The sequence below is a fragment of the Nocardioides sp. PD653-B2 genome, assembly GCF_002117935.1.
Classification (GTDB): Bacteria; Actinomycetota; Actinomycetes; order Propionibacteriales; family Nocardioidaceae; genus Nocardioides.
This window is the reverse complement of sequence record NZ_BDJE01000004.1, coordinates 1-24,338: the sequence shown is the minus strand read 5'-3', so window position 1 is coordinate 24,338 and position 24,338 is coordinate 1. Positions and strand designations below refer to the sequence as shown.

The following is a 24,338-nucleotide window of genomic DNA, read 5'->3' as shown; positions in this document are numbered from 1 at the left end:
CGAGTTCCTCGGGTGGTCCGACGTACCGCTCACCGGACGCTTGCCCGACGGCAGGGCGAAGTCGCTCTGCCGTCGGAGGCGTCGGGACGACCCCAGTCGAGATGACCTGACGAACGACAGCCACCTGTGGCTCACCCGGCCATCCGCTCGGCGACTGACTCCGCGGTAGGACCGGATGTGTCCGGCCTGCCGCTGGACGGGCCGGATCCCGAGTGCGTGCAGGGCCACGGCGAGCAGGCGCTGGCCGGAGAGCGCACCGTCCCGGCCGCGAGCCAAGACCACTCCAAGGCCACCCCGACCCGCAACCGGCCCGTGATGCTGCAGCTGCTCACCCGGCGGCCGATCAGCGGAGCCGGCAGCGTCTCGGCACCGGTCTCGGCCTGCGCTGAGAGCCCGCTGGCGGGCTTCACCCCCTGATCCCCGGGCCGCCGTCCAGCCTCCCGCGGCGGCGGCCTGCCCGGTCACCAACCCTCCGAGAGCAGGACAGTTTGAAGCTCGAGAACCCCTGGAAGCAAAATCCCTGGTTCAAGTCGGTCGCGGTCGCGCAGGAGCGGGCCCGCAAGCGGCTGCCGGAGCCGGTCTACGGCGCGCTCGTCGCCGGCTCCGAGCGCGGGCAGAGCGTCGCCGACAACCAGGCGGCCTTCGTCGAGCTCGACCTGGCCCCCCACGTGGTCGGCCCGTGCGCCGAGCGCAGCCAGGCCACCCCCGTCTTTGGCCAGGCGATTAGCTCGCCGGTCATCATCAGCCCGACCGGCGTCCAGGCCGTACACCCCGACGGCGAGGTCGCGGTCGCCCGCGCGGCCGCGGCCCGCGGCACGATCATGGGCCTGTCCAACTTCGCCTCGAAGTCGGTCGAGGAGGTCACCGCCACGGGCGCGACCACCTTCTTCCAGATGTACTGGACCGGCGACCGCGACACGATGATCCAGCGAACAACCCGCGCACGCCAGGCCGGGGTCAAGGGCCTGATCGCGACGCTGGACTGGTCCTTCTCGACGGGCCGCGACTGGGGGAGCCCGGAGATCCCCGAGAAGGTCGACCTGAAAACCATGGTGCGGATGGCGCCGAAGGTCGTGACGAAGCCGCGGTGGCTGTGGCAGTTCGGCCAGCAGTACCGCTAGACCGGCAGGCTCCCTGACCTCACCGCCCCAACCTCGCCCATCCCGGCGGTGCGGCGCCCACCTTCTTCGGCGCCTACTACGAATGGATGACCACCCCGCCTCCCAGCTGGGGACGACGTCGCGTGGATGCGGGAGACCTGGCACCAGATCTCCGGCACCCCCTTCGTGCTCAAGGGCGTGTGCCGCGTCGACGACGCACTGCGAGCGGTCGACGCCGGCGTCGCGGGGATCTCGGTCTCCAACCACGGCGGCAACAACCGGGACGGTAGGCCGGCCGCGATCCGCATGGTCCGCCCCATCGCGCAGGCGGTCGGCGATCAGGTCGACGTCGTCATGGACGGTGGTGTCCGTCGCGGGTCCGACGTGGTCAAGGCCCTCGCCCTGGGCGCCCGAGCCGTGCTCATCGGCCGCGCCTACCTGCGGGGGTTGGCGGCCAACGGCCAGGCCGACGTCGAGAACGTCCTCGACATCCTGAACGGCGGGATCGACTCCGCGCTGCGCGGCCTCACGATCCGTCGGTCGGGGGTCTCACCCCCGACCACCTGCTGATCCCCGAGGGCTTCGACCGGGCGCTCGGCGTACGCTCACCGGCCAGCAGCGCAGCCGGGCACGTCGGCCGGGCCTGACCGTGTGGCTCGCCAGCGCCACGTCGCACGGGCTCGCGCCTTCACCGACGGTGCTCGTGCCCGTCGGTTCGATCGAGCAGCACGGACCGCACCTGCCCCTCGACACAGACACCGTGATCGCGATCGCCGTCGCACAAGGAGCCGCCGCCGCGCTCCTCGCGTCGGACCACCGGGTGCTCATGGCGCCCGCGCTGTTCTACGGCTCCAGCGGTGAGCACCAGGACTTCGCCGGCACCAGCTCCATCGGCAACACCGCGTTGCGCCAGGTGCTGATCGAGCTCGCTCGTTCGATGGGCACCTGGGCGCAGCGCGAGCGACGACGCCAGGTTGGCTTGCTCGCAAGTTCATCAACGGCAGCGGCGGCGCAGGCCTCGCCGCCCGGCACGGTGACAAGGTGGCGCCCGCAATCCTGTCGCTCGGCATGGGCCTCAGCGCCGCCGCACTCCTCGCCCGTCACCGCTGGGCACTCCCGCTCGCCGCCTTCTCGGTCACCCCCACAACTCGGTCCCTGCGGCAGAGCCTCCCCCCTGTCGCGCAGGGTCGCATCGCCGCCGGGCTTGCCGTGCGCGGCCTCGGCTGGGCAGTTCGGCAAGAGGCAAGACTCCTGCTGCGCCACTGGTGGCCGCTCACGGCCCTCGCTCTCCCCTTCAGCCGCTCCGTACGCCGGGCCGCCGCGACCGCCGTGCTCCTCGACGTCGCGCTGTTCCTCCGCGAGCGCCCCGGCGTCGACCCCGCGACCGCACTCGTCGCCCGCCGCCTCGACGACCTCGCCTTCGGCGCCGGACTCTGGTGGGGGCCATCCGCCGACGCGACCTACGGCGCCTCGCGGTGCGGCGTCCCCGCCGCCGCACGCGGCGGTCATCAGGTGGCGGAACACATCCAGCGTTGCCGGATGCGTCCGACCCCGGACGTTGTCGCTTTTCTCGCGGGTCGTAGTCGCGCCTTCGTGTAGCAGGGACCTCGTGCGGTGTCCGTCTCGGACCCTTGTGTGATCGGGACTAAATAACCGGGCAGGCAGCCCGATCGGGTGGTCGGCTACGGTTTGCTGAGGCCGGCCGGTGGGCCGGTCCAACTGAACAATGGCTGGTGCACCCCTGGGGTGCACGGACCCAAGGAAACGAGAGGTAACCGGAGGTAACGGGGCGACGGTTTCACGCTCAGGACGGTGGTTCGGGCGTGATCGAGCCTGGTGGTCCTACGGTTCAAATCCCCCTCGCGCACGTGAGCAAAGGCCCCGACGACACGTCGGGACCTTTGTCGTTCTCGGGGTGGTTCGAGGCTCAGGCGCAGGCGCCTTCGCACCCCGACCACGGCGGTCGGTCAGCTGGGTGCGGGCAGGATCCAGGCGGGGGCGAAGGGCTTGACCGAGAACGACGCGCCCTCGGTGAAGAAGATCCGCACCAGCTGGACGTCGAGCGTGTCGAGACGGTCGTGCTCGACCCGGGCGACGAGCCCGTGTTTCCACTCCCCGAGGCCGAGCACGTAGGCCCAGACGAACACCAGGTCGCCGTCGCGCACGTCGACGGCCTGGCAGCGGCCGAAGGTGCGGGTGTCGGTGAGGCCGGCGGCCTCCAACCGGTTCTGCGCGGCGACGGCGATCCGGCGCCAGTGGTGGACGCGCACCACACACCACACGGTCATCGCGGCCACCAACCCGAGACCGGCGATGAACACGACTGTGCTCGCTTCGTACCTCATCCCCATCACCCTCGGCGGACGCCCCCATCCGCCCCTCTCGCCGACCGTACGACGCGGATCGCCGTGGTGGAACCCTTTCGGCCCGATCACCGGAACCGTCGCGGACGACGACACCACGCCGACCGCCGTTCGGCTTGAATGAACCAATGCTGACGAACTGGGCGGGCAACCACACGTACGGCGCACCCCGCGTGCACCACCCTGCGACGGTCGAGCAGCTGCAGGAGGTCGTCGCCGGTGCCAGGCGGGTGCGTGCCCTCGGTTCGCGGCACTCCTTCACCGACGTCGCCGACACGGAGGGCGACCTGGTCTCGACCCTCGACCTCCCCGGCGACGTCGAGGTCGACGCGGACCGTCGTCAGGTGCGCGTCGGGGGCGGGGTCCTCTACGGCCGGCTTGCCGAGGAGCTCCAGCGGCAGGGCTGGGCGCTGGCCACCATGGCGTCGCTGCCGCACATCACGGTCGCGGGCGCCGTCGCGACCGGCACCCACGGCTCGGGTGACCGCACCGGCTCGCTGGCGGCGGCGGTCGCCGGCATCGAGTACGTCGGCGCCGACGGCGCCCGGCGCAGCACCACGCGGGGCGAGCCGGACTTCGACGGCCAGGTCGTCGCCGTCGGCGCGCTGGGCATCGCCACCCACGTGACGCTCGACGTCGAGCCGTCCTACGACGTCCGCCAGGACCTCTGGACCGGGCTGCCCTGGGACGCCGCGCTCGAGCACTTCGACGCGCTGACCTCGAGCGCCTACAGCGTCAGCCTCTTCACCGACTGGACCGGCGACCGGATCGACCAGGTCTGGCTGAAGAGCCGCGACGCCGAGCCGCGACCCGAGCTGTGGGGAGCCGTCGCCGCGACCGGGACGCTGCACATGCTGGCCGGCGCGGACACCCTGGCGGTGACCCGCCAGGGCGGGGTGGCCGGGCCGTGGAACCGGAGGCTGCCGCACTTCCGGATGGAGTTCACCCCGAGCCGCGGCGAGGAGCTGCAGAGCGAGTACCTGGTGCCGCGCTCCGAGGTCGCGACGGCCATCGAGCGGGTCCGCGCGCTGGCGCCGACGTTCGGCCACCTGCTGCAGGTCAGCGAGATCCGCACCATCGCCGCGGACCGGCTCTGGCTCAGCGGTGCCTACGGCGCGGACGCGGTCGGCCTGCACTTCACCTGGGTGCGCGACGTCGAGGGGGTGTACGCCGTGCTGCCGGCGATCGAGGACGCGCTGCTGCCGCTCGGCGCCCGGCCCCACTGGGGCAAGGCGTTCGTCGCGGACGCCGCCCGACTGCGGCCGGCGTACCCGCGCTTCGACGACTTCCGCGCACTCGCCGACCGGCTCGACCCGGAGCACACGTTCCGCAACGCCTGGCTGGCCCGTCACCTCGACCTACGGTGACACGACGGGTCCGGACCTGGCTGCTGCTGGTCCTGCTGGTGGTCGTGGTGAACCTCCCCCTCGTGCACAGCACGTGGACGAGCTCCCGGGTCGACGGTGCGGGCATCGACGTGACCGCGCAGGTCACCCGCCACGAGGTCCGCGACGGCGGGCACTGGGTCGAGTTCACGCTGCCCGAGCGCGTCGACCCCGACCGGCGGACCTGGTCCGCCGAGCTGGACGAGCCGGCGTACGACGAGGCCGTCGCCGCGGGCGAGGTGGGGGTCCGGGTGCTCGAGGACGAGCCGTCGGCGTACCGGGTCGACGGCGCGGTGGCGGGTCACGGCGTCCTGGTCGTGACGCTCTCGGTCGACGCGCTGCTGCTCGTCGCGCTCCTGCTGCTGTGGCGCTTCCGTGGCCGCGTGGGGCCGCTGCGGACGGAGCTGCGGGCGGTCGCGCTCGGTGACGTGGTGCGCTGTCCTCCGGGGGCGGTCTTCGACCGGATCGCCGGCGAGGACTACCTGATCCAGGGCGAGGTCGTCGAGCTGGAGCCCGGCACGATGGTGCTCGACGTCGGCGACCGGCGGGTGGTGGTGCTGCTCGACGGGCACGCCAACCCGGTCGGCTACCAGCAGCCGGCCCGGGTCCGGGCCCGGGTGATCGGCTCGTCGGGCCGGGGCTGAGGACTACGCGACGGCCGGGACCTCGACGGGCTCGGTGACCAGCTCGTCGACGGTCTCGGGAGAGACCTCGCGGCGGGCCAGCCCGGACACGAGCACGGCGACCATCAGCGTCGGCACCAGGAGGACGAAGGCCGTCAGGCCGGCCATCAACAGGAACGCGATCGTCATGATCGATAGGTATCCGCCGGCGACCCGGTCGAAACCTGGGTGGACGTGTTCTAGGCAACACCGAGGGCGGCGGGGTCCTCGCAGGCCCGGGCGAACGCCGCGATCCGGGCCCGGATCTCGCGGCCCAGCAGCCACCGGCCGATCGGGTCGGCGACCGGCGCCAGCCACCCGGGACGTGCCGACCACGTGTACTTCCAGACCGCGCGGGTCCCGGCGACGCCGGCCCGCTCCTCGGGGGTGAACCGCCAGCCGCCGCCGAACGACGCGAAGAACCACGGCCCCTTCTCCATCGTCATCCCGACCGACGTGGGCGGGCGGTAGGAGACGTAGCGGCTGATCATCGTCGGACCGATGCGGGCCTTCGTCAGCGTGCGGACGCCCTTGCCCGGCGTCTCTGCGTCGATCAGGTGCTGGTGGCGGATGAACGGGTCCCAGCGCAGCCGGACCTCGCCGGTCGTCTGCGAGACGGCGAACGCGGTCCCAGGAGGCACCGGGACCCATGCTTCTGCTGTCACCTGGGGCATGGCTACACCCTGTCACGACGGCGGGGTCGAGGCGTCCTCGAACGCTGCGGCTGTGGACCGGGTCACCTCGGGGTGTGACCGCGACGGCGTCGGGGCAGGCTGGCGCACATGCCCGGACTCGCGAACTTCTCCGCCCGCGCCATCGACGGCAGCGACGTCGACCTGGCGACGTACTCCGGGGAGGTCGTGCTGGTGGTCAACACGGCCTCCCAGTGCGGCTTCACCCCGCAGTACCAGGGCCTCCAGCAGCTCCACGACGAGTACGCCGAGCAGGGGTTCGCCGTGCTCGGCTTCCCGTGTGACCAGTTCGGCGGCCAGGAGCCCGGGGAGGACGCCGAGATCGCGGGGTTCTGCGAGCGCAACTTCGGCGTGACGTTCCCCCTCTTCTCCAAGGTCGACGTCAACGGCGACCGAGCTCACCCCGTCTTCCAGTGGCTGCGCGCCCAGAAGGGCGGCCTGCTCGGCAGCAAGATCAAGTGGAACTTCACCAAGTTCCTGGTCGGCCGCGACGGCCAGGTGCTGGCCCGGTATGCGCCGACGACCAAGCCCGAGAAGATCGCCGGGGACATCGAGAAGGCGCTGGGCGGGTAAGGACCGGTCATGACCCGCTTCTCTGCTGACACCCGCGCCGAGGCTGTCGTCGCGGCATCGCGCGCCGACATCTGGGCCGCGCTGACCGACCCGGCTCTCGTGGGCGAGATGACGCCGTTCGTGAAGAGCATCCGTGCCGACGGCGACCACTGGCTGTGGCAGATGAGCGGCCTCAAGGTGCTCGGCATCGGGATCGCGCCCGCCTTCACCGAGCTGATGGCCTTCGACGAGCCCGAGCGGATCGAGTTCCGCCACCACCCGCCGGAGGGGACGACGGAGAAGTCCGGCGTCGAGGGGTGGTACGAGCTGACCGAGGTCGACGAGGGCACGCGGCTGGTGACGTCGCTGGAGATCACCCTCGACCTGCCGCTGCCCAAGGCGTCCGGCCGGGCCGTGAAGGCGACCATGAACGGCGTGATCGCGCAGATGGGCGAGCGGTTCTCGAAGAACCTGCTCGCCCACCTGGGTGCCTCGGAAGTCGCCTGACGGCTAGACCCGGACGGGCTCGTCGTCCTCCAGCTCGGCCAGGTCCTCCTCGAGCAGACGGCCGACCAGATGCGTGCGCTGGAGCTTCTCGCCCTCCACGTCGACGTTCGGCAGCACCCGGTCGAGCCACGCGGGCAGCCACCAGGCCTTCTCGCCGAGCACGTAGAGCAGGGCGGGGATCAGCACCATCCGCACGATGAAGGCGTCGAACACGACGGCGGCGGCGAGCGCGAAACCCATCGACTTGGCGATCGCGTCGTCTTGGAGGATGAACGCCGCGAACACGGCGGTCATGATCGTCGCGGCCGCGGTGACGACCCGGGCGCTGTTGCGGAACCCGTCGACGACCGCCTCGCGGGTGGACATGCCGTGCACGTGCGCCTCGCGCATCCGCGACACCAGGAAGACCTGGTAGTCCATCGCGAGCCCGAAGACCACACCGATCAGGAAGATCGGCATGAAGCTGACGATCGGCTGACCCTCCATCAGGCCGAACGTGCCCTCCTGGAAGATCAGCACGGTGGCGCCCAGGGTCGCAAGCACGCTGACCAGGAAGCCCAGCGTCGCGGTCAGCGGCACCAGGATCGAGCGGAAGACGACCATCAGCAGGAGGAACGCCAGCCCGATCACGATCGCGAGGTAGATCGGCAGCGCGCTGCTGAGCCGCTCGGACACGTCGGTCTCGATCGCGGTCTGGCCGGTGATGCCGATGTCGGTGCCGGTCTGCGCCTGGATGCCGGACTGGCCGTCGCGCAGGTCCCTGAGCAGGCCCTCGGTGGCGGCGTCGTCCGGCCCGGAGGCCGGCGTGATCTGCACGAGCGCGCCCGTCGCCGGGGTGGTGACCTTGCCGTCGGCGTCGCGGACGGCGTTGGTGGCGACCACCTGCGCGTTGGCGACGTCGTCCTGGCCTGCGGCCCAGGTCGCGACGTCGGTGAACGCCTGCCCGCGGTCCCGCTCGTCGGCGATGCCGCGACCGTCGACGACGGCCAGCAGCGGACCCTGGCGGCCGGGGCCGAACGCCTCGGTCACCAGGTCGGAGGCCTTGCGCTGGGTGGTGTCGCTCGAGGCGGTGCTGTCGGTCGGGAACGCCAGGTGCAGGTCCTTGAGCGGGATCGCGAGGGCACCGAGGCCGACGACGACCAGGAGCGCGAGGGCCACCGGGCGCTTGCCCACGAACCGGGCCCACCGGACCCCGTTGTTGAGGATCCGCCCGTCTTCGTCGCGGGTCGGCTGGTAGCGGCGGACGGATCCGCCGAAGGCCTTCGACTTGAGCATGCCCAGCACGGCCGGCAGCAGGGTGAGCGCGACCAGGACGGCGATGAGCACCGTCGCCGCGGCCGCGAGACCCATGGCGGTGAGGAAGGGGATCCCGACCACGGACAGCGCGGAGAGGGCGATCAGCACGGTGAGGCCGGCGAACACGACGGCCGAGCCGGCGGTGCCGACGGCGATCCCGACGGCCTCCTCGCGGTCGTCGGTGTGGTGCAGCTCGGTGCGGTACCGGGCCAGGATGAAGAGCGTGTAGTCGATGCCGACCGCGAGGCCGATCATCGTCGCGAGGATCGTCGTGCTGGAGCTGACGTCCATGAAGGCGGTGAGCGCCGTGATGCCGGTGAGGCCGACGCCGAGGCCGAAGACGGCGCTGACGATCGGGAGGCCGGCGGCCACGAACGAGCCGAAGGTGAGCAGCAGCACGACGAGGGCGATGGCGATGCCGATGAGCTCGGAGGCGCCGCCACCGATCTCCTGGGTCCGCGAGCCGGAGCCGTTGGCCTCGACGGTGAGGCCGTTGTCTCGAGCCTGGTCCATCGCGTCGGTGAGCGCGTCGATGGTGGTGGGCTCGACGTCGGCGACGGTGTCGACGTGGAAGGTGAAGCTCACCGTGCCGACCCGGCCGTCCTTCGACAGCGGGGACAGGGCGTCGGCGTCGGCCTGCGCCTGCGAGGGCGGCGTACCGCTCTGCTCGGCGGCGTCGAGGATCTGCTGGGTCTGGGTCCTGGCGGCGTCGACCGGGTGGACGATCGGCGTGTCGGGTGCCATCTGCGGCAGGGCGCCGAGGTCGCTGACGAGGGCGTCGACCGCCTGCGAGTACTCGGGCTCGGAGAGCCGGTGTCCGGCGGGCGCGGCGACGACGACGGACACCGAGGCCTCGTCGAGGGCGTCGGCCGAGCCCGGGAAGAGCTCGGACCGGAGGTCCGCCGCCTTCTCCGACGGGATCCCCGGGATGGTGAAGGAGTCGGTCATCGGCTTGGAGAAGCCGGTCGCGACGGTGATGACCGCGATCAGCAGCACCAGCCAGCCGGCGATGAAGTACGGCCAGCGTCGGTAGGCGGTTTTGCCGAGTCGGTGGAGCAGGGTGGCCATGGGCGGGGTCCTGGTTCTCGGGTGAGGAAGGGGTGGTGGGTGAAGGGTCAGCCGAACAGGGAGCGCGCTTCGCGCATCTGCTCGTCGAAGTGGTCGCCGATGGTGCGGTCGCCGTCGTCCTCACGGAACGCCATCAGGGCGGAGTCGAAGATCCCGACCAGGATCCGCAGGGCCAGCTGGGCCCGGCGCAGGCTGAAGTCGGGGCCCTCGCGGTCGGTGACCAGGACGACGAACTGCTCGGTGATCTGCTCGAAGCGCTCGTGGACGGCGACGAGGAGCCGGGGGCTCGTGGTGAGGACCTGGTGGCTCAGCCGGAGCGTCTCGCGGTCGGGCTCCTTGACCCCCACGAGCGCCTTCGCGAGCTCGCCGAGGTCGTCGAGGAGCTTGCCGTGGGGACCACCGGTGTGGAAGGTCGCCAGGGCCGCGGGCGGCAGGTCCGGGACCGCGCCGAGCACGGCGTCGACCTTGCCGGGGAAGTAGTTGAACAGGGTGCGCCGCGAGACCCCGGCGGACTCGGCGAGCTCGTCCATGGTGAAGCCGTCCAGGCCGCGGTCGAGGGTCAGCCGGAGCGCGCACGCGGTGATCCGGTGGCTGGTGTCCCAGCGCTTCTGCTCCCGGAGGTTCGTTGCACTTTCGCTCATGAAGTGCATGATTGCACTATCGACTAGTAAGTGCAAAACAGTGGTGGGCGTCACACCCCCAGCCCGGCGGGCGGGAGGTGGGGCGACGCCGACTTGCTGGTAACCGAGCCTCGGGAGGAAGGTGCAGCACATGGCCGCCACCACCTCGTCGTACTCGATCACCATGCGCCTCCACACCGCGCCCGACCACGGCATCGTCGGGGCGGTGGCGACCGCGATCGCCCAGGCCGGCGGCATCGTGACCGCGATCGACGTCGCGGAGTCCAGCCACGAGCGGCTGGTGGTCGACGTGACCTGCTCGGCCAGCGACGCCGACCACGCCAAGGAGCTGGAGAAGGCCGTCGACGCGGTCGACGGCGTCAAGGTCTACAAGACCAGCGACCGCACCTTCCTGCTGCACCTCGGCGGCAAGATCGAGGTCACCTCCAAGGTGCCGCTGCGCAATCGCGACGACCTGTCGATGGCCTACACCCCGGGGGTCGGGCGGGTGAGCATGGCGATCTTCGAGCACCCCGAGGACGTCTGGCGGCTGACGACGAAGGGCAACACCGTCGCCGTGGTCACCGACGGCTCGGCGGTGCTCGGCCTCGGCAACATCGGCCCGGGCGCAGCGATGCCGGTGATGGAGGGGAAGGCCGCGCTGTTCAAGCGGTTCGCCGACATCGACGCCTGGCCCATCTGCCTGGACACGCAGGACACCGACGAGATCGTGCGCGCCGTCGAGATGATCGCGCCCGGCTTCGGCGGCATCAATCTCGAGGACATCGCCGCGCCCCGCTGCTTCGAGATCGAGCGCCGGCTGCGCGAGAGCCTGGACATCCCCGTCTTCCACGACGACCAGCACGGCACCGCGATCGTCGTCCTCGCCGCGCTCACCAACGCGCTGCGGGTGGTCAAGAAGGAGCTGACCGACGTGCGCATCGTCGTGTCCGGCGCGGGTGCCGCGGGGACCGCGATCGTGACGCTGCTGATCGCGGCCGGCGTGCCCGACATCGTCGTCTGGGACCGCGAGGGCTGCCTGTCCAGCGACGACGAGTCCCTGCCGCCGGCCAAGAAGCAGCTCGCCGACGTCACCAACCCGCGCCGGGTCCGCGGCACGCTGCACGACGGGCTCCGGGGGGCCGACGTGTTCGTCGGGGTGAGTGCGCCCAAGGTGCTCGACCCGGAGTGGATCAAGGACATGGCCGACGACGCTGTCGTCTTCGCGCTCGCCAACCCGGACCCCGAGGTCGACCCGGCCGAGGCCGAGAAGTACGCCGCGGTCGTCGCCAGCGGTCGCTCCGACTACCCGAACCAGATCAACAACGTGCTGGCCTTCCCGGGGGTCTTCCGGGGGCTGCTCGACGCCCGGGCCTCGGAGATCACGATCGACATGCTGCTGCGCGCGGCCGCGGCGATCGCGCTCGTCGTCAAGGACGAGGAGCTCAACCCGAACTTCATCATCCCCACGGTCTTCCACCCCGACGTCCCGAAAGCCGTGGCGGCCGCGATCCGGGGGAGCTGAGCTCCGGCGCCCGGCGCACCGGATCAGCCGGACTCGGTCGCGTAGAGCGCGGCGCCGACCACGCCGGCCTTGTTGCGCAGCTGGGCCGGGATGATCTCGGTCTCGAGGTCGAGCAACGGCAAGAACGCGTCGGACTCCTTGCTCACCCCGCCGCCGACCACGAAGAGGTCGGGGGAGAAGAGCATCTCGAGGGTGCGGTAGTACGTCGTGAGCCGCTTCGCCCAGTGCTCCCACGACAGGTCCTCGCGGGTGCGGGCGCTGTTGGCCGCGCGTGACTCGGCGTCGTGGCCGTCGATCTGGAGGTGGCCGAGCTCGGAGTTCGGCACCAGCACGCCGTCGTTGACCATCGCCGAGCCGATCCCGGTGCCGAGGGTCGTCACGATGACCAGCCCGCGGCGACCCTTCGCGGCGCCGTAGCGCACCTCGGCCAGGCCTGCGGCGTCGGCGTCGTTGACGACGTGGACGTCGCGACCGGTCGCCTTCGTGAAGAGGGCGTCGGCGTCGGTGCCGATCCAGGCCTTGTCGATGTTGGCGGCCGAGTGGACGACGCCGTGGCGGACGACGCCGGGCACGGTCACGCCCACCGGGCCCTGGCAGTCGGGGAACTTCGCGAGCAGGTCGACGAAGATCTGGGCGACGCTGTCGGGCGTGGACTTCTCGGGGGTCCGGAACCGCTCGCGCTCGGCGGCGAAGTCGCCGAGCGCGAGGTCGACCGGCGCCCCCTTGATGCCGGTGCCGCCGAAGTCGATGCCGAAGGGTTGCTCTGCCATGGGCCCCAACCTACGACGCGCCGAAGGTCGACGGGCTCGCGGCCGCGCCGACCGGTCAGCCGCGGGCGGCCTTCGGTGCCGCCGTCTTCGCGGTCGCCTTCTTGGCCGTCCGCTTGCGCGCGGGCTGGCGGGCGGCGACCCGCACCCGCGGCTGACCGCCGGCCGGGTGCTCGAACTCGAGGTAGTCCTGCCCGTTGACGAGCAGCCCGAGCCGGGAGAAGCCGTAGTGCCGCGGGTCGAACGCGGCGTACGCCTTGCCCAGGTAGTTGCTGACGCCGCTCAGCGACGACCACCCGTCGTCCTGGGCGGTCGCCTTCACGGCTGCTTCCAGGATCTGGCGCAGGTCGGGCAGCGAGTCGCCCTCGTCGCGGCCGTCGTCCTCGGGCGCGGCCTCGTCCTGCAGCACCTCGAGGAAGATGAACTTGTCGACGGCGGCCTGCAACGACGCGGGCGTACGCCGGCGGCCGAGCCCGTAGACCGTCTTGCCGGACTCGCGGAGCCGGGTGGCCAGCCGGGTGAAGTCGCTGTCGCTGGAGACGATGGCGAAGGCGTCCAGGCTGCCCGAGTAGAGCAGGTCCATCGCGTCGATGATCAGCGCGGAGTCGGTCGAGTTCTTGCCCACGGTGTTGGCGAACTGCTGGATCGGCTGGATCGCGTGCCGGGAGAGCTCGGTCTTCCAGCCGGTGAGCTGCTGGGTCGTCCAGTCGCCGTAGGCGCGCTTGACCGTGGGCACGCCGTAGCGCGCGAGCTCCGCCAGCAGCGCGGCGGAGTGGGTCGCGGAGACGTTGTCCGCATCGATGAGGACGGCAAGACGGATGGCGGCGGGCTCGGTCACGCACCACTCCTATCACTCCGAGGTAATCCAGGTGCCGCCCGGCGCGCGAAGTGTCACGCTCGGGGGGTGCCCACCGAGCTCCCCATGACCCGTCACCTCGACGGCCTGCGCGCCGCCATGGTGGCGTTCGTGCGGTACGCCGACCGCGCCGGGCTGCGGGCGCCGGTGCCGACCTGCCCGGACTGGACGGTCCGCGACCTGGTCGCCCACCAGGGCATGGTGCACCGCTGGGCCGCTGCGCTGCTGCGCGGCGAGGCCGAGGTCGACCCGGACGCGTTCGAGGCCGCGGGCCGCGACTGCGTCGACCCGCTGGAGTGGCTGCGCGACGGGGCCATCGACCTGGCGGAGGCGCTCACCCGGGCGCCGGAGGACACGGAGGCCCTCGTGTTCCTCCACGACGCCCCGGCGCCGCGCGAGTTCTGGGCCCGCCGCCAGTGCCACGAGACGACGGTGCACGCGGTCGACGCGCTGTCCGCGGCGCTCGGGCGGATGCCGCGGGCCGACGAGACCTGGATCGAGACCGATCTCGCGGTCGACGGGATCGACGAGCTGCTCGGCGGCTTCCTCACCCGCCCGCGCTCGCGGCTGCGGTGTGAGGACGAGGGTGCCCTCGTGGTGGCGCCCGACGACGCTCCCGACTGGTGGCGGGTCGACATCGGCCCGCACCCGGCGGTGACCTCGCGCCGTACCGGACCTCGCGAGGCGGGCCACGGCGACTGGGAGCTGGAGGGGACCGCGGTCGACCTCTACCTCTCGCTGTGGAACCGCACCGGGCGCGAGGGCCTCGACGGCGCCTGGCGCGAGCGCGCGGCCGTCACCTGGAGCTGAGCCGCCACCAGGAACCGGCCACGGCTGGTGCGCGTCCGAAGGACATGCAGCCTCTCGGACGCCTCGCCGTCGCCGCCGTCTCCGGGTCGCTCGCCGGGGCACTCGTCCTCACCGGATGCTCCGGCTCCGACGACCTCCGGCCCGCGCCGCCGCCACCGAGCACCACCAGCCGCGGGATCGACGCGGCGTCGTACGTCGAGGACTACCCGAGCTCCGAGACCGAGGACTACGCCAGCGGGTCGATGAGCGGCACCGCCTCGATGCCCCTGGCGGCCTCGGTCCGCGGCGGTGGCCCGGCGATCCCCCCGATCGGTCCGGTCACGCCCGGCCCGCTGGACGACGACACGTTCGTCGACGCCGGCACCAGCGGCTTCGTCGACACCGCCGCCGACGCGCTGTCGACGTTCGCGCTGGACGTCGACACCGGGTCGTGGGGCGTGGCCCGGACCCTGCTCCGCGACGGCTACCTGCCGCCGCCCGCGTCGATCCGCGTCGAGGAGTGGGTCAACGCCCAGCCCTCCGACCTGCCCGAGCCCGACGGCACCGTCGGGGTCAGTGCGGACTCGACGCTCGCGCCGTCCCTGACGGACGGCACCCAGCTGGTGCGCGTCGGCGTGAACACCCGCGCGGCGACCGAGGCCGACCGGCGGCCGGTCAACATCACCCTGGTGGTCGACCGCTCCGGCAGCATGGACATCCGCGAGCGGCTCGGCCTGGTGCAGTCGTCGCTGGCGCTGCTCGCCGACAGCCTGCGCGACGACGACACCGTCTCGGTCGTGTCGTTCGAGGACGAGGCCAGGCCGATCCTGGAGCCGACGCCGGTCTCGGACACCGACGCGATCCTGGCCGCGATCGACGAGCTGAAGCCGGGCGGCAGCACCAACCTCGAGGCCGGGCTGCGGCTGGGCTACGAGGAGGCGCGCACATCGTTCCGTGCCGACGCCACCAACATCGTGCTGCTGGCGTCGGACGGCGTCGCCAACGTCGGCCGGACCGGGCCCGGCTCGCTCGTCGACGAGATCCGCTCGGAGGGCACGAAGGGCATCCACCTGGTGACGGTCGGCTACGGCATGGGCAACTACAACGACCACCTGATGGAGCAGCTCGCCGACCTGGGCGACGGCTTCTACTCGTACGTCGACGACTTCGCCGAGGCCGAGCGCCTCTTCCGCGACGAGCTCGCGACCTCCCTCGTGCCGGTCGCCGCGGAGGCCCGGGCGCAGGTCGAGTTCGACCCGGACGTCGTGTCGTCGTACCGGCTGGTCGGCTACGACAACCGTGACATCGCGGACGAGGACTTCGACGACCAGTCCGTCGACGCGGGTGAGCTCGGCGCCGGGCACCACGCGACGGCTCTCTACGAGGTGCGGCTGGTCGACGGTGTCGAGCCCGGAGCGCCGATCGGCACCGCGACCGTGCAGTGGACCTCGGTCGAGGACGGCGGCACCGAGCGGACGAGCACGGGGCTCGTGGCCGCGGACGGCGCACCGCCGGAGGGCGGTCTCGCGCTCGAGGCCGCGGTGGCCGACCTGGCGCAGCTGCTCAAGGGTGCGGCGCCCTACGCCGAGCGCGACGTGACGCTGGGCGACCTCGCCGAGCGGGTCGACGAGCTGGTGGACGCCGGCGTGCCGGGGGCCGCGGGCGTCGCCGCGTTGATCCGGTTGGCCCAGCAGGGCCGCTCCCAGCCGGCGCAGCCGGAGGTCGCCCCGCCGATCCGCTGACTTTACAAACCCAACCCTCTTGTCAACGTGGTGTACAAACGTTACCGTCCTGTAAACCACGTTTCGGAGGGTGACACATGGACACCGTCGTCAACAGCACCGTCCCGCAGGGGTCGACCGACTCCTGGAAGGACAAGAAGCGCTACCTCTGGCTGATCGGCCTGGTGGTGCCGTCCCTCGCGTTCATCGGCTACGGCATGTGGGCGCTGACCGGCTGGGGGATCTGGTTCTGGATCGGGCCGGTCGTGATCCTGGTGGTGGTCCCGGCCATCGACCTGATGGTCGGCCTCGACCGGTCCAACCCACCCGACGACGTGATCGAGCGGCTCGAGCAGGACCGCTACTACCGGTGGATCACCTTTCTCTTCCTCCCGATCCAGTACCTCGGCTTCGTGGGCGCGCTGTGGCTGATCGGCGGCGGCGCCGACCTGACGACGTCCGACAAGATCGGCCTCGCGGTCTCGGTCGGCTGCATCGGCGGCATCGGCATCAACACCGCACACGAGCTCGGCCACAAGCGCGAGGCCAACGAGCGCTGGCTCTCCAAGATCGCCCTGGCGCAGAGCTTCTACGGCCACTTCTACATCGAGCACAACCGCGGCCACCACGTCCGCGTCGCGACGCCCGAGGACCCGGCGTCGTCGCGCTTCGGTGAGAACTTCTACCAGTTCTGGCCGCGCACGGTCGTCGGCTCCCTGAAGTCGGCCTGGCGGATCGAGAAGCGCCGCTACGCCCGCAAGGACCAGCACCCGTTCCGGATCGGCAACGACGTGCTCAACGCGTGGCTGATGTCCTTGGTGCTGTGGGCGGCGCTCACGGTCTGGCTCGGCCCCGAGATCCTCCCGTACCTCGTCATCCAGGCGGTCGTCGGCTTCTCGCTGCTCGAGGTCGTGAACTACATGGAGCACTACGGGATGCTGCGCCAGAAGGTCGGCGTCGGTGAGCGGCAGCGCTACGAGCGGGTCGACCCCACCCACTCGTGGAACTCCAACAACATCGCGACCAACGTCCTGCTCTACCACCTGCAGCGCCACAGCGACCACCACGCGAACCCGACCCGGCGCTACCAGTCGCTGCGCGACTTCGAGGAGTCGCCGGTGCTGCCGACCGGGTACGCCGGGATGATCGTGCTCGCGATCGTGCCGGCCGTCTGGCGCCGGGTGATGGACCCGCGGGTGCTCGCGCACTTCGACGGCGACCTCAGCCGCGCCAACCTGTCGCCGCGCAAGCGGGACAAGATCCTCGCGAAGTACCCGCCGCCGGCGGCGACGGTCCCCGGCGATCTCGAGACGGCCGCCGGAGCGTCCTCCTCGACCACCGGGGTCGACGAGGTGCTCGCGGCGCGCTGCCCGGGCTGCGGCTACACCTACGAGGTGGCGGCCGGTGACGAGCACGAGGGATTCGCCGCCGGCACCGCCTGGGCCGACGTGCCCGACAGCTGGTGCTGCCCCGACTGCGGCGTTCGCGACAAGGCGGACTTCGTGCCGCTGACCGAGGCCGTGGCCTGACGGTCGTCCGTGTTCTCCCGGCCGGCGGTGTTCCCCCGCACCGTCGGCCGGGGACCCCTTCCTAGGATGGTGGTCGTGACCACGACCCCGACCCCGACGATGCGCGCGCGCATCGTCGAGGCGGCGGCCGCGATGACCGCCGAGTACGGATGGTCCCGGGTCACGATGGGCGCGCTGGCCGAGCGCGTCGGCGTCAGCCGGCAGACGGTCTACAACGAGATCGGCACCAAGCCGGGGCTCGCCGAGGCGATGATCCTGCACGAGCTCGACCGGTTCCTCGGGGCCGTCACCCGTGCCTTCGACGAGCACCCGAGCGACCTGGTCGACGCGATCCGGGCCGCGTCGGCCGGCGTGCTCGAGCTCGCCCAGGACAACCAGCTGCTGCACGCGGTCGTCTCGGCCACGCACGGCGCCGACACCGAGCTGCTGCCGCTGCTCACCACCCACGCCGAGTCGCTGCTGGCCGCCGCCAAGCTGGTGGTCGCCGAGCGGATCACGCCGTACGACCTGGGTCTCGACGCGCCGCACCTCGACGCCGCGATCGACATGGTCGTGCGGGTCGTGCTCAGCCACGTCATGCAGCCGTCGGCGTCCCCCGCCGACACCGCCGACGGGATCGCCTGGATCGCGGCGCGGGTGCTGCGGAGCTGAGGTCGACGGGCGGCACCGCCCCCCGGCTACGCCGCCTCCCGCACCCGTGCGAGCTCGACGGCCTCGCGGAAGGCGCGGGCGATGTACGGCGGGACCCGCAGGCCGCGGTGGTGGGCCCAGAGGAGGTCGTGCTCGACGCGCGAGATCTGGCGGGCGAAGTCGTCGACGTCCCGGTCGATGCCGAGGGTGTGCAGCATGTCGCCGAAGTCGGCCTTCTGGGTCGCGTCGTTGGCGCCGACCGGGGCGAAGGAGAAGCTCCGCATCCGGCGGACCATCCAGCGCTGCCACCCGGTGAGCTGTGCCCACAGCCCGCGCGCGGACAGCTGGTAGAAGGCGTAGTGGCCGGGCTCCTGGCGGCGGATCGGCGCGATCACGGTCTGGGCGACGGCGTCCTCGCCCATGTCGAGCACTCCGTCGTACAACAGGTTGTAGGCGAGCACCGCGGAGCGCTCGGTGGCCATGCCGGTCAGGTAGTAGAGCATCCGGCAGACGTCCTGGAAGGCGTCGAGGTGGGCGAGGGCGCCCAGGACCTTCATCTTGACGCCGAGCGACGTCAGGTCGGGCTCGGCCGCGGGTCGGCCCAGGTGCACCTGCAGCTCGTCGAGGATCAGGCCGTGCCGGATCTCCTGCGGCTGCCAGACCTCGGCGTAGAACCGCCGGTCGACCTCGGGCGGGTCGGGCAGCAGCGTCGTCAGCTCGAGCACGTTGCGGTCGACCTCGAGCTCGACGCGGGCCATGTAGTCGAGGACATGGCCGTAGCGCTGGTTGAACTCGACGGGGCGGCGTACGTCGTAGTCCACCGACGCGAGGTCGATCGGCGGGTGCTCCAGGCCGAGGCGGTCGACGTGCGCGACCAGGCGCGCGTCATTGTCGGACACGATCGGCATGGTGAAATCCTAGGGGGCTGGTCGGGACGGTCCTGAATCGGGGAAGACCCCTAGGCTGTTCGTCGTGAGTGGGGTCACCGGATCGAGTGGCGTACGTCTCGGTACGGCGACGGGTCGCGCGGTGGTCGCCGCTGCCGTCCTCGGCTCGGGCATGACGATGCTCGACGGCACCGTCGTCAACGTCGCCCTCCACACGATCGGCGAGGACCTCGATGCGTCGCTGGCCCAGCTGCAGTGGATCACCAACGGCTACCTCCTCAGCCTCGCCAGCCTGATCCTGCTCGGCGGCTCGCTGGGCGACCGCTACGGGCGACGCAGGATCTTCGTGGTCGGCACGACGTGGTTCGCGCTCGCCTCGATGCTCTGCGGGCTGGCCCCCAACCCCGAGGTCCTGATCGCGGCCCGGGTGCTCCAGGGCGTCGGCGCCGCCCTGCTGACCCCCGGCAGCCTCGCGATGATCCAGGGCGCGTTCGTCCGCGACGACCGGGCCCGGGCGATCGGCGCCTGGGTCGGGCTCGGCGGCATCGCGGCGGCGATCGGACCCTTCGTCGGGGGGCTGCTCGTCGACTACGTGAGCTGGCGCTGGATCTTCCTCATCAACCTCCCCATCGCCGTGGTCACGGTGGTGATCGCGCAGCGGACGGTGCCCGAGACCCTCGACCCGAACGCCCCGAGGCGCCTGGACTTCACCGGTGCCCTGCTGGCTGCCGCGGCGCTCGGCGGGCTGACCTACGCCCTCATCGAGTGGGGCGGCGCCGGCGCGCCGTGGGCGATCGGTGTCGCCGTGGTCGCCGCGGTCGCGTACGTCGTGGACGAGCGCCGCAGCACGCGGCCGATGCTGCCGCTCGGGATCTTCGCCGACCGCACCTTCGCCGCCGCGAACGCGATGACGCTGGTCGTGTACGCCGCCCTCGGCGCGGTGCTGTTCTTCCTCGTCCTCCAGCTCCAGACCGTCGGTGGCTACTCCGCCCTCGAGGCCGGCATCGCCACCCTGCCGCTCACGGTCTGCATGCTGCTGCTCGCGTCGAAGGGCGGCGAGCTCGGCAGCCGGATCGGACCGCGGATCCCGATGACGGTCGGCCCGGTCGTGATGGCGGGCGGCTCCCTGCTCCTGATGCGCGTCGGCGCGGACGTCGACTACTGGACCGACGTGCTGCCCGGCCTGACGATCTTCGGCCTCGGCCTCTCGCTGATGGTCGCGCCCCTGACGGCGACCGTCCTGGCCGCCGCGCCCGACGAGCACGCGGGCATCGCGAGCGGCGTCAACAACGCGGTCGCGCGGGCCGGGTCGCTGCTCGCCGTCGCCGCGCTGCCCGTCGCCGTGGGCCTCGGCGGCGACGAGTACGCCGACCCGGTGGCCTTCGACTCGGCGTACGGCTCGGCGGTCCTGATCTGCGCGGTGCTGCTCGCGCTGGGCGGCGTGATCTCGTGGGTGACGATCCGCGACCCGGGGGTCTAGACTCGAGGCTCTCGATGCGCATCACGAAACGAGTTGCTCAATGCGCAACAAGCTGTCGAACGCCCTGACCCTGGTCCGACTGCTGGAGCAGGCCCGGTACGAGGTGCTGCCCACGGCGACCACCGAGGACAAGGTGCTCGCGCACGTGCCCCGCGACCTGGCCGTCACGGTCACCGCGTCGCCGAGCAAGGGGCTCGAGGCGACCCTCGACCTGGCCGAGCGGCTGACCGGGCACGGGTACGCCGTGGTGCCGCACCTCGCCGCCCGGATGATCAGCGGCCGGGCGGAGCTCGCCGAGATCTGCGCCCGGCTCACCGGGAAGGGGATCACCCGGATCTTCGTGCCCGGCGGCGACGCCGACCCCGCCGGCGACTACCGCGACGCGCTCGGCCTGCTCGAGGACCTCGCCGACCTGGGCCACCCGTTCTCCCACGTCGGGATCACCGGCTACCCCGAGTCGCACCCGACGATCCACGACGACCTGACCGTGCAGGCGATGTGGGACAAGCGCCACTTCGCCACGCACGTCGTGAGCAACCTGACCTTCGACCCGGCCGTCATCCGGGACTGGGTGCACCGGATGCGCCGCCGCGGGATCACCATGCCGCTGCTGCTCGGCATCCCCGGCCCGGTGGACCGCACCAAGCTGCTCTCGATGGCGACGAAGATCGGCGTCGGGGAGTCGACCCGCTTCCTCGCCAAGCACAAGGGCACCTTCGCCCGGCTGGCGGCGCCCGGAGGCTTCACCGGTGAGCGCTTCCTCGAGAAGTGCGCGCCCACCCTCGGCGAGCCGACCGCGCTGGTCGAGGGGCTGCACGTCTTCACGTTCAACCAGATCGCCGAGACCGAGGCCTGGCGCACCGGCTTGCTCGACCGGCTGCGCCGTTAGTCGGTCAGCCGCCGCACCGACGCTGGCACGGGCAGGTCGACCGACCACGGCGCCGGGACGGCGGGGTCGAGGACGGTGCGCACCGGGACCAGCCCGCTCCACACCCCCGGGTCGGCGTCGGCCTCCTCGGGCGTGGCCGGCCAGCCGTCGGACACCTTGAGCAGCCACCCGTCGTCGGTGATCGGCAAGGCGAGGGCGAGCGTCGCGGCCAGCTCCTTGCGGCTGGAGGGCCGCACCTCCGCCGTACGACCCGGCACGACGACCTCGGCGAACCGGTCGAGCGCGGCCTCGCGGTCCTCGTCGGAGAGTGGCGTCAGCGCGCCGCGGACCGTCGCCGAGCGGTCGTTGACCGAGGACTCGAAGGTCGTCGGGGCGACGACGAGGGCGTCCAGGGCGACGACGGTCAGGACGGCGGGCGCGCCGGCGGCCACCCGGCGCAGCGCCCCGGCTCCGGTCGAGCCGTGGATCAGGACCCGGTCGCCGTCGCGCGCGTAGAGCATGGGGACGGCCAGCGGCCGGCCGTCGGCGACCGTCGAGAGGACTCCCACCCACTGGGAGTCGAGGAGCGCGTCGAGCGCGGCCCGGTCGGTCACGCCGTACTCGGTCAGGCGGTGCAGCTGGTCCACGCGGCCATCAGATCATGGTCACCCGATGAGTTGCCGGTGACCACGTCTTCGTGGTGACCCACGAGCCACCGACCGACTGGGAGGTCGCCGGCGTCCTTCCTCAACCACCGACGATGCCGGCGAGCGCGGCCTCGAGCCTCGCGTCGCCGGTCTCCACGACGGTGAGCGGCAGGCCGATGCGGTCGGCCGCCTGCTCGGCGAGCGCGCGCAGCTCGTCGTCGGGGTGCTGCGCGAGCCAGACCACTCGCGTGTACTGGCCGAAGTAGGTGTCGCGCAGGTCCGGGTAGCGGTCGAGGCCGAGCTCCTGGATCACGGTGCGCGCGAACGAGCGGACCAGGAAGTCGGTGAGCAGGTAGGTGCCGGGCTGATCGGCGAAGAAGCGCTCGACCCGCGACGGACCGGCGTACAGGTCGTAGCAGTGCAGGCCGGGCAGCCGGGCGAGCCCGAGCTCCGCGCAGACGGCGTCGAGCGCGCCGTAGGTGCCGCAGTCGGCGTACCCCACCACGACGGAGGCGTACGACGCGCCGAGCCCGGTCGCCAGCCGCCGCACCTCGCCCGCGATCAGCTGGGGCTGGTTGTGCAGCAGCGGCGGCAGCGGGTGGACGTCGACCGGCCAGTCGTGGCGCTCGACGATCTCCTTGCAGGGCTGGGCGATCGCGCCGCAGGCGACCAGGGCGACCCTGCCGTCGAGCTGGTCAGAAGGAGAGCTGGTCGACGAAGCGGTCGTTGAAGTCGGGGCGGTCGGAGAGCTCGACATAGGTCACCTCCTCCAGCAGGGCCTGGGCTCCCGCACGCTCACGCACCGAGAGCAGGGCCATCTTCGCGCCCTCGCCGGCGACGTTGCCGGCGGCGACGATGCGCAGCACCGGCAGCTGCGGCACCAGCCCGATCCGGACGGCGGAGGCCGCCGACAGGTAGCTGCCGAACGAGCCGGCCAGCAGCACCTGCTGCACGTCGCGGTGCTCGAGCCCGAGCTCCTCGAGCAGCAGCGTCCAGCCGGTGGAGATCGCGGCCTTGGCGAACTGGAGCTCGCGGACGTCGCGCTGCGACAGCACCACGCAGTCCTCCAGGGCGGCGTCGGGCGTGGGCCGGTGGAGCACGAAGACCCGCTCCTGGCCGATCATCGTCAGCCGGTCGGCGAGCGCGGGGGTGAGCTCGGCGGCGGCCTCCTCGGGGATGAACCGGCCGGACGCGTCGAGCAGGCCGACCTTCACCAGCTCGGCCACGACGTCGACGAGGCCGGAGCCGCAGAGCCCGCGCGGCTCGACGTCGCCGATGACGCCCAGCTCCACGGGGTTGTCGGGGTCACCCAGCCGCACCGTCTCGATCGCGCCGTCGGCGGCGCGCATGCCGCAGCGGATCGCACCGCCCTCGAACGCCGGCCCGGCCGGCGCCGCGGTGGAGAGGATCCGGTCGCCGTCGCTGACGACGATCTCGCAGTTGGTGCCGACGTCGATGAAGAGGCGGGTGCGCTTGTCGCGGTCCATGCCGGTCGCGAGCATGCCGGCCACGATGTCGCCGCCGACGTACGCCCCGAGAGCGGGGAACATCGCGACCCGGGCGCGGGGGTGGAGGGTGAGCCCGAGGTCGGTGGCCAGCACGGTGGGCGGCTGCGCCGAGCTCATGATGAACGGCGCGACGCCCAGCGGCTCGGGGTCGATCCCGAGGACCAGTGCGGTCATCGTGGCGTTGCCCGCGATCGCGACCTCGTAGACCTGGGCGGGGTCGACCTCGGCCTCGCGGCAGACCTGCTCGGCGAGCTCGGCCAGAGTGTCGGAGGCCGCCTGCTGCAGCCGGCCGAGGGTCTCGGGATCCATCATCACCGCGCTGATCCGGGTGATCACGTCGCCGCCGTACGGCTGCTGCTTGTTGAGCATCGACGCCACCGCCATCGGCGTGCCGGTGCCGACGTCGAGCAGCGTCGCGACCACGGTGGTGGTGCCGAGGTCGAAGGCGATCGCGTACTGCGCGCCGGTGGTGTCACCGGGTTCGACGTCGATGAGTGCCTCGTCGACGATCACGGCCGTGACCTTGAAGTCCGCGGCCCGGAGCACGGCCGGCAGCCGGCGCAGCAGGTGGAGGTCGGCCACCGGCTCGAGGTCGTCGATCGCCGCGAGCAGCCGGGCCAGGTCGGTGCGCTGGTCGGCGAGGTGCGGCTCGTCGAGCTCGACGTACCGCTTCTGGATCGCCGGCCGCAGGATCACCTGGCGCCCGACACCCACGGTCGCCGCCTTGGGCCGGGTGGTGAGCGGGGGTACGTCGACGCTGAGGTTGCGGGTGGCGGTGACCAGGCAGGCGAGCCGCCAACCGTCGTCGAGCTGGTCGCGGGTGAAGGTCTTGGCGTCGTGGCGGGTGATCGGGCTGGGGGTTCGAGACAGGCGCTGCGCGCCTTCC

At 71.9% G+C, this 24,338-nt stretch carries 24 protein-coding genes and 2 pseudogenes; 15 read left to right on the top strand and 11 right to left on the bottom strand.

Going from position 1 to position 24,338, the window contains the following annotated elements; translation table 11 throughout:
- The first annotated feature begins 177 nt into the window (after positions 1–177).
- From PD653B2_RS00860 to PD653B2_RS25495, 4 genes and pseudogenes are all read left to right on the top strand, one after another.
- Positions 178–417, top strand: coding sequence for a hypothetical protein (locus PD653B2_RS00860; RefSeq protein ID WP_207559297.1), 240 nt, complete (start codon positions 178–180; stop codon positions 415–417).
- Between the two features lie 71 nt (positions 418–488).
- Positions 489–1,670: pseudogene (mftD, locus tag PD653B2_RS00855) on the top strand (pre-mycofactocin synthase MftD).
- 79 nt (positions 1,671–1,749) lie between these two features.
- Positions 1,750–2,034 (top strand): annotated as a pseudogene (locus PD653B2_RS25810) (creatininase family protein); the annotation flags it as partial.
- Positions 2,035–2,141: 107 nt separating this feature from the next.
- Entirely contained in the window at positions 2,142–2,699 is a 558-nt protein-coding gene (locus PD653B2_RS25495; RefSeq protein WP_165763273.1) for a hypothetical protein, read from the top strand.
- Between the two features lie 368 nt (positions 2,700–3,067).
- On the opposite strand, the gene PD653B2_RS00845 is transcribed toward PD653B2_RS25495, so the two are convergent.
- Complete coding sequence (locus tag PD653B2_RS00845; protein ID WP_133058924.1) at positions 3,068–3,445, bottom strand: hypothetical protein; 378 nt, start codon at positions 3,443–3,445, stop codon at positions 3,068–3,070.
- A gap of 146 nt (positions 3,446–3,591) precedes the next feature.
- Here PD653B2_RS00845 and PD653B2_RS00840 point away from each other — a divergent pair, with 146 nt between their 5' ends.
- Positions 3,592–4,830 (top strand): D-arabinono-1,4-lactone oxidase, encoded by a 1,239-nt coding sequence (locus tag PD653B2_RS00840; RefSeq protein WP_085870436.1) that lies wholly within the window; start codon positions 3,592–3,594, stop codon positions 4,828–4,830.
- A complete protein-coding gene (locus tag PD653B2_RS00835; RefSeq protein WP_085870435.1) occupies positions 4,827–5,492 on the top strand; it encodes a hypothetical protein in 666 nt (221 codons plus the stop codon). Before PD653B2_RS00840 ends, PD653B2_RS00835 begins: the two co-directional genes overlap by 4 nt.
- Before the next feature lie 3 nt (positions 5,493–5,495).
- Here the strand turns inward: PD653B2_RS00835 and PD653B2_RS24665 are convergent, their stop codons facing one another.
- A complete protein-coding gene (locus PD653B2_RS24665; RefSeq protein ID WP_165763275.1) occupies positions 5,496–5,660 on the bottom strand; it encodes a hypothetical protein in 165 nt (54 codons plus the stop codon).
- A 50-nt stretch (positions 5,661–5,710) separates the two neighbouring features.
- Positions 5,711–6,184: an SRPBCC family protein gene (locus PD653B2_RS00830; protein WP_085870434.1), complete on the bottom strand. Its 474-nt coding sequence runs from the start codon at positions 6,182–6,184 to the stop codon at positions 5,711–5,713.
- Positions 6,185–6,292: 108 nt separating this feature from the next.
- On the opposite strand from PD653B2_RS00830, the gene PD653B2_RS00825 reads away from it, so the two are divergent.
- Both PD653B2_RS00825 and PD653B2_RS00820 read left to right on the top strand, forming a co-directional pair.
- Positions 6,293–6,775 carry a glutathione peroxidase gene (locus PD653B2_RS00825; protein WP_085870433.1) on the top strand — a complete coding sequence of 161 codons (483 nt, stop codon included), beginning with the start codon at positions 6,293–6,295 and terminating at the stop codon, positions 6,773–6,775.
- A 9-nt stretch (positions 6,776–6,784) separates the two neighbouring features.
- Positions 6,785–7,261 carry an SRPBCC family protein gene (locus tag PD653B2_RS00820; RefSeq protein WP_085870432.1) on the top strand — a complete coding sequence of 159 codons (477 nt, stop codon included), beginning with the start codon at positions 6,785–6,787 and terminating at the stop codon, positions 7,259–7,261.
- Between the two features lie 3 nt (positions 7,262–7,264).
- On the opposite strand, the gene PD653B2_RS00815 is transcribed toward PD653B2_RS00820, so the two are convergent.
- Complete coding sequence (locus PD653B2_RS00815) at positions 7,265–9,625, bottom strand: MMPL family transporter (protein ID WP_085870431.1); 2,361 nt, start codon at positions 9,623–9,625, stop codon at positions 7,265–7,267.
- Positions 9,626–9,672: 47 nt separating this feature from the next.
- Positions 9,673–10,266, bottom strand: coding sequence for a TetR/AcrR family transcriptional regulator (locus tag PD653B2_RS00810; protein ID WP_089503859.1), 594 nt, complete (start codon positions 10,264–10,266; stop codon positions 9,673–9,675).
- A 130-nt stretch (positions 10,267–10,396) separates the two neighbouring features.
- On the opposite strand from PD653B2_RS00810, the gene PD653B2_RS00805 reads away from it, so the two are divergent.
- The gene (locus PD653B2_RS00805; protein WP_085870430.1) at positions 10,397–11,770 is read left to right on the top strand and encodes an NAD-dependent malic enzyme; all 1,374 of its coding nucleotides are present in this window, start codon (positions 10,397–10,399) and stop codon (positions 11,768–11,770) included.
- 23 nt (positions 11,771–11,793) lie between these two features.
- Here PD653B2_RS00805 and ppgK read toward each other — a convergent pair whose 3' ends face one another.
- Both ppgK and PD653B2_RS00795 read right to left on the bottom strand, forming a co-directional pair.
- On the bottom strand, positions 11,794–12,540 hold the full coding sequence (gene ppgK / locus PD653B2_RS00800; RefSeq protein WP_085870429.1) for a polyphosphate--glucose phosphotransferase: 747 nt from the start codon (positions 12,538–12,540) through the stop codon (positions 11,794–11,796).
- Positions 12,541–12,595: 55 nt separating this feature from the next.
- Positions 12,596–13,375, bottom strand: coding sequence for an NYN domain-containing protein (locus PD653B2_RS00795; RefSeq protein WP_085870428.1), 780 nt, complete (start codon positions 13,373–13,375; stop codon positions 12,596–12,598).
- 66 nt (positions 13,376–13,441) lie between these two features.
- On the opposite strand from PD653B2_RS00795, the gene PD653B2_RS00790 reads away from it, so the two are divergent.
- From PD653B2_RS00790 to PD653B2_RS00775, 4 genes are all read left to right on the top strand, one after another.
- Positions 13,442–14,203, top strand: a complete 762-nt coding sequence (locus PD653B2_RS00790; protein ID WP_242665070.1) for a maleylpyruvate isomerase family mycothiol-dependent enzyme — start codon at positions 13,442–13,444, stop codon at positions 14,201–14,203.
- 44 nt (positions 14,204–14,247) lie between these two features.
- Positions 14,248–15,924, top strand: a complete 1,677-nt coding sequence (locus PD653B2_RS00785; protein WP_085870426.1) for a vWA domain-containing protein — start codon at positions 14,248–14,250, stop codon at positions 15,922–15,924.
- Positions 15,925–16,001: 77 nt separating this feature from the next.
- Entirely contained in the window at positions 16,002–17,432 is a 1,431-nt protein-coding gene (locus tag PD653B2_RS25805) for a fatty acid desaturase (protein WP_085870425.1), read from the top strand.
- 75 nt (positions 17,433–17,507) lie between these two features.
- Positions 17,508–18,083, top strand: a complete 576-nt coding sequence (locus PD653B2_RS00775) for a TetR/AcrR family transcriptional regulator (RefSeq protein WP_242665069.1) — start codon at positions 17,508–17,510, stop codon at positions 18,081–18,083.
- A 26-nt stretch (positions 18,084–18,109) separates the two neighbouring features.
- On the opposite strand, the gene PD653B2_RS00770 is transcribed toward PD653B2_RS00775, so the two are convergent.
- The gene (locus tag PD653B2_RS00770; protein ID WP_085870423.1) at positions 18,110–18,970 is read right to left on the bottom strand and encodes a GTP-binding protein LepA; all 861 of its coding nucleotides are present in this window, start codon (positions 18,968–18,970) and stop codon (positions 18,110–18,112) included.
- A 64-nt stretch (positions 18,971–19,034) separates the two neighbouring features.
- Here PD653B2_RS00770 and PD653B2_RS00765 point away from each other — a divergent pair, with 64 nt between their 5' ends.
- Complete coding sequence (locus PD653B2_RS00765; protein ID WP_089503852.1) at positions 19,035–20,429, top strand: MFS transporter; 1,395 nt, start codon at positions 19,035–19,037, stop codon at positions 20,427–20,429.
- Between the two features lie 40 nt (positions 20,430–20,469).
- Positions 20,470–21,318, top strand: coding sequence for a methylenetetrahydrofolate reductase (locus PD653B2_RS00760; protein ID WP_085870421.1), 849 nt, complete (start codon positions 20,470–20,472; stop codon positions 21,316–21,318).
- On the opposite strand, the gene PD653B2_RS00755 is transcribed toward PD653B2_RS00760, so the two are convergent.
- The 3 genes from PD653B2_RS00755 to PD653B2_RS00745 all read right to left on the bottom strand — a co-directional run.
- A complete protein-coding gene (locus tag PD653B2_RS00755) occupies positions 21,315–21,944 on the bottom strand; it encodes a pyridoxamine 5'-phosphate oxidase family protein (protein ID WP_085870420.1) in 630 nt (209 codons plus the stop codon). The two genes, PD653B2_RS00760 and PD653B2_RS00755, sit on opposite strands and share 4 nt — an antisense overlap.
- A gap of 100 nt (positions 21,945–22,044) precedes the next feature.
- On the bottom strand, positions 22,045–22,701 hold the full coding sequence (locus PD653B2_RS00750; protein WP_085870419.1) for a DUF1638 domain-containing protein: 657 nt from the start codon (positions 22,699–22,701) through the stop codon (positions 22,045–22,047).
- On the bottom strand, positions 22,640–24,338 hold a 1,699-nt coding region (locus PD653B2_RS00745), incomplete at its 5' end, for an ASKHA domain-containing protein (protein WP_123061209.1). The genes PD653B2_RS00745 and PD653B2_RS00750, both read right to left, overlap by 62 nt.